This window comes from Streptomyces tropicalis (genome assembly GCF_029269835.1).
Lineage (GTDB): Bacteria > Actinomycetota > Actinomycetes > Streptomycetales > Streptomycetaceae > Streptomyces > Streptomyces tropicalis.
In genome coordinates this window covers 1-3,887 of sequence record NZ_JARJBB010000069.1, presented here as the reverse complement: position 1 = coordinate 3,887, position 3,887 = coordinate 1, and the positions used below count along the sequence as shown (strand labels likewise).

General features: G+C 37.3%; 5 protein-coding genes and 1 pseudogene. 1 reads left to right on the top strand and 5 read right to left on the bottom strand.

Translation table 11 applies throughout. The features are described from left to right. Positions 1–79: 79 nt before the first annotated feature. From P3H78_RS32900 to P3H78_RS33695, 4 genes and pseudogenes are all read right to left on the bottom strand, one after another. Positions 80–970: an HNH endonuclease signature motif containing protein gene (locus P3H78_RS32900; protein ID WP_000735931.1), complete on the bottom strand. Its 891-nt coding sequence runs from the start codon at positions 968–970 to the stop codon at positions 80–82. Continuing rightward, the gene (locus P3H78_RS33705; protein ID WP_005893984.1) at positions 967–1,653 is read right to left on the bottom strand and encodes an AAA family ATPase; all 687 of its coding nucleotides are present in this window, start codon (positions 1,651–1,653) and stop codon (positions 967–969) included. The genes P3H78_RS32900 and P3H78_RS33705 overlap by 4 nt, the downstream gene beginning before the upstream one ends. Beyond that, positions 1,640–1,966 carry a 5-(carboxyamino)imidazole ribonucleotide mutase gene (locus tag P3H78_RS33700; RefSeq protein WP_105433577.1) on the bottom strand — a complete coding sequence of 109 codons (327 nt, stop codon included), beginning with the start codon at positions 1,964–1,966 and terminating at the stop codon, positions 1,640–1,642. Before P3H78_RS33700 ends, P3H78_RS33705 begins: the two co-directional genes overlap by 14 nt. A gap of 78 nt (positions 1,967–2,044) precedes the next feature. Then, a pseudogene (locus tag P3H78_RS33695) lies at positions 2,045–2,119 on the bottom strand (hypothetical protein); the annotation flags it as partial. Between P3H78_RS33695 and P3H78_RS33690 the strand changes: the two are divergent. Continuing rightward, entirely contained in the window at positions 2,118–2,705 is a 588-nt protein-coding gene (locus P3H78_RS33690; protein ID WP_275897521.1) for a C-terminal helicase domain-containing protein, read from the top strand. The pseudogene P3H78_RS33695 and the gene P3H78_RS33690 overlap by 2 nt on opposite strands. A 31-nt stretch (positions 2,706–2,736) precedes the next feature. Here P3H78_RS33690 and P3H78_RS33685 read toward each other — a convergent pair whose 3' ends face one another. Then, positions 2,737–3,612, bottom strand: coding sequence for a phosphoribosylaminoimidazolesuccinocarboxamide synthase (locus P3H78_RS33685; protein ID WP_048468260.1), 876 nt, complete (start codon positions 3,610–3,612; stop codon positions 2,737–2,739). Positions 3,613–3,887: the final 275 nt, after the last annotated feature.

Genomic DNA, 3,887 nt, shown 5'->3' with positions numbered 1-3,887 from the left:
TGTAAAAACAGCCCTCCTCATATAAAAAGTATTCGTTCACTTCCGATAAGCGTCGTAATTTTCTATCTTTCATCATATTCTAGATCCCTCTGAAAAAATCTTCCGAGTTTGCTAGGCACTGATACATAACTCTTTTCCAATAATTGGGGAAGTCATTCAAATCTATAATAGGTTTCAGATTTGCTTCAATAAATTCTGACTGTAGCTGCTGAAACGTTGCGGTTGAACTATATTTCCTTATAACTTTTACGAAAGAGTTTCTTTGAGTAATCACTTCACTCAAGTGCTTCCCTGCCTCCAAACGATACCTGTTAGCAATATTTAATAGCTTGAAATGATGAAGAGCTCTGTGTTTGTCTTCCTGCCTCCAGTTCGCCGGGCATTCAACATAAAAACTGATAGCACCCGGAGTTCCGGAAACGAAATTTGCATATACCCATTGCTCACGAAAAAAAATGTCCTTGTCGATATAGGGATGAATCGCTTGGTGTACCTCATCTACTGCGAAAACTTGACCTTTCTCTCCCATATTGCAGTCGCGGCACGATGGAACTAAATTAATAGGCATCACCGAAAATTCAGGATAATGTGCAATAGGAAGAAAATGATCTATATTTTTTGTCTGTCCTATATCACCACAAAATGGACATTTTTCACCTGATGAAACAAGCATGTCATCGTAATATGTTCTAGCGGGTTTGTTTTTATCTCGGAGATTATTTTCATAAAGCTTTTCTAATTTAACCTTTGTCAGGTTACCAACTACTAAGGTTGTAGGCTCAAGAGGGTGTGTCCTGTCGTAGGTAAATAACTGACCTGTCGAGCTTAATATTCTATATTGTTGTTCTTTCTGCAAAAAAGTGGGGAAGTGAGTAATGAAATTATTTCTAACATTTATCTGCATCATACCTTCCGAGCATTTATTAAGCATTTCGCTATAAGTTCTCGCTGGAAGAGGTAGTTTTTTCATTGTACTTTACCTTCATCTCTGTTCATTATCATCGCTTTTAAAACGGTTCGACCTTCTAATCCTATCTGACCATTATAATTTTTTAGAATGGTTTCATAAGAAAGCTCTGAATCAACGGACTGCGATAATAAGTGGTGGTATCCAGAATTTGTCACTTCAAGTAAAAACACCTCACGAGTTAAAACACCTAAGTTCTCACCGAATGTCTCAATATCCGGACGGATAATATTTATTGCTTCTCTTGACCGTAGGACTTTCCACATGCAGGATTTTGGAACCTCTTGCAGTACTACTGGGGAATGAGTTGCAATTATTGCTACACCATTGCGTGCATCGAGTAAGTCGCTTAATGTTCGTAAAAAAGCAGAGAGCAAAGGTGGATGCAGATGAACCTCTGGTTCATCGAATAAAACTAATGACTTTTCGCCAACGACATCTACTAATCTTGTGATAGTAAATAAAACAATTGCATGTCCAGAGCTCATTCGAAGCAGATATTTCTGGATATTGTCATAAAACAATTTAGTGAATTTATCATCGTCCACTTGAATCTGTGGTTCATTACGTCTTAACTCTTCATATTTAGAAATGAGGCTGATGAGTTCCATATTTGAAAAGTTTTCATCACTACTTAGTTTTTTGATAGCTTCAAGCCAGAGTTGTCTTTTTCTATCTACTCTCATACAACCAATAAATGCTGAAATGAATTCGAGCTAGACAAGAACCTTTTACGGGCACACCGATGACAGGAAGTGGTGTCATTGCAGCCACCATACCTGGCAAGTGAGCAGCCCCACCAGCTCCAGCGATAATTGTTTTAATTCCACGCTTGCTTGCGGAAATAGCATATGCTGACATCCTATGTGGAGTTCTATGAGCAGAGACTATTGTCACTTCAAATGGAACGCCAAAATCTTTTAAAACCGCACATGCGGCAGACATTACCGGCAAGTCAGAGTCTGATCCCATGATGATTCCAACCAATGGTTTGACCATTGCTTCCAAGTCCAACTTTTGAGCGACAGAGATTTTGATTGGAATATCAGTTCTACCTGTAATGTAGTTCAGCCTTTGTTCACATTCCGCCATACTGGAGGCAATAATATTTATGTGACCTACTTTTCTGTTAGGTCTAGCTCGGTACCCTATGGCTACCCGTAAACTTTATATGAAGTTTTTGGAACAATATGTGTATATTGATGCGGAAGACCAGGCGGCGCTTGCTGAAATGAGGTTCGTATGTAATAGAATCGGCGAATCTGGTGGTTTTACCGATCAAGAGAAAGCATTTTTCGACAATATTCCATTGCAACGACAAAGTTTCATTCAATCATGTTGTCATCTAGCTAGTCAAGAATTCGAATCTACAGTATTACCGGTAGTCAATTTTAGTATTACTGGACGAGGTAAACAAGTGGTTATGGTGGAAAAGGAAGAGTTTAAGATTGAAAAAGCTGGACAAAAAAGTACCACGTCTAGTTTTGAAAATACTGGGAACGAGTTAGTCAGAGAACAACTTCCATTGATCTTGTCGTGGGCGATGTCGATCCACAAAGCTCAAGGTCAAACTTTGGACAGAGTCAAAATAGATTTAGGTAGAAGTTTTGCTAATGGTCAAGCATATGTTGCATTATCAAGAGCTACATGCAAGAGTCGGTTAGAAATCAAAAATTTCAGGAAAGATAAAGTAAAAACATCTGAACATGTCAGAAAATACTACGAAAGTTTGGGATAAATAGAAAGCTTTAATAATAGATATCCTTAATTTATTCTTGCCATTTGTCACCAGTTAAATTTTCGTAAGCTTCAACGTATTTGCTCTTGGTTTCAGTGACAATGTCTTCAGGCATAGCAACACCATCTTTACCAGCAACACCATTAGAAGTTAACCAATCTCTCAAAAATTGTTTATCGTAAGAGTCTTGAGATTTACCAACTTCGTATTTAGTAGCATTCCAGAATCTGGAAGAATCTGGAGTTAAAACTTCGTCAACAAGAACGATGTTGTCACCATCTAAACCAAATTCAAATTTAGTATCAGCGATAATAATTCCTTTAGTGGCAGCGTAATCTCTGGCTTTGGTGTACAAATCAATAGCAATTTTTTCAATTCTATCACATAATTCTTTTCCAACAATCTTGTCAGCTTGTTCTTTGGTGATATTTTCATCATGTTCACCTTGTTCTGCTTTAGTGGATGGGGTGAAGATAGGAGTGATTTGTTGTGATTCAACCACATCACCAATAGGAATACCGTGGACGGTTTTAGATTTTTGGTATTCTTTCCAGCCGGAACCGGTGATGTAACCTCTAACAATAACTTCAAGAGGGATCAATTTCAATTTTCTAACAAGTAAGGATCTGCCTTCCAATTGGTTTCTATATGGTTCTAGTTGAGGATATTTTTGGAAAATGTCTCCTTTGATTAAATGGTTTTCAATTGGCAAGAAATCAAACCAGAATTCAGACAATTTGGTTAAGATTTTACCTTTATTTGGGATACCATTAGACATAATCACATCGTATGCGGAAATTCTATCAGTAGCAACGAATAAAAGAGTGTTGTCGTCAACTTGGTAAATATCTCTGACTTTACCTTTGGCAATCAATGGGAAAGTTCCTTCTAAGTTAGTTGAAGTCATCTGGGAGCTGGTGGTGGTGGTGGTGGTGGTGATTATGGTGATAAAGAAGAAAAAGAAGAAGAGAAAGAAGAGTTGACTCGGAGTAATTCACATTTTTTTTTTCTTCTGCTAATTTAACTTCTGCGACATCATTGACATTAATGTACATGTGGGATGAACTTGAAGGGAAATGCTACCCTAAAAGAATTGTCTTTTTATTTGAATAACGCATATTCGTCTCCCTAATGCGATTCTTGATTATTTATCTTTAAAAAAAATACCACTAATTCATAATT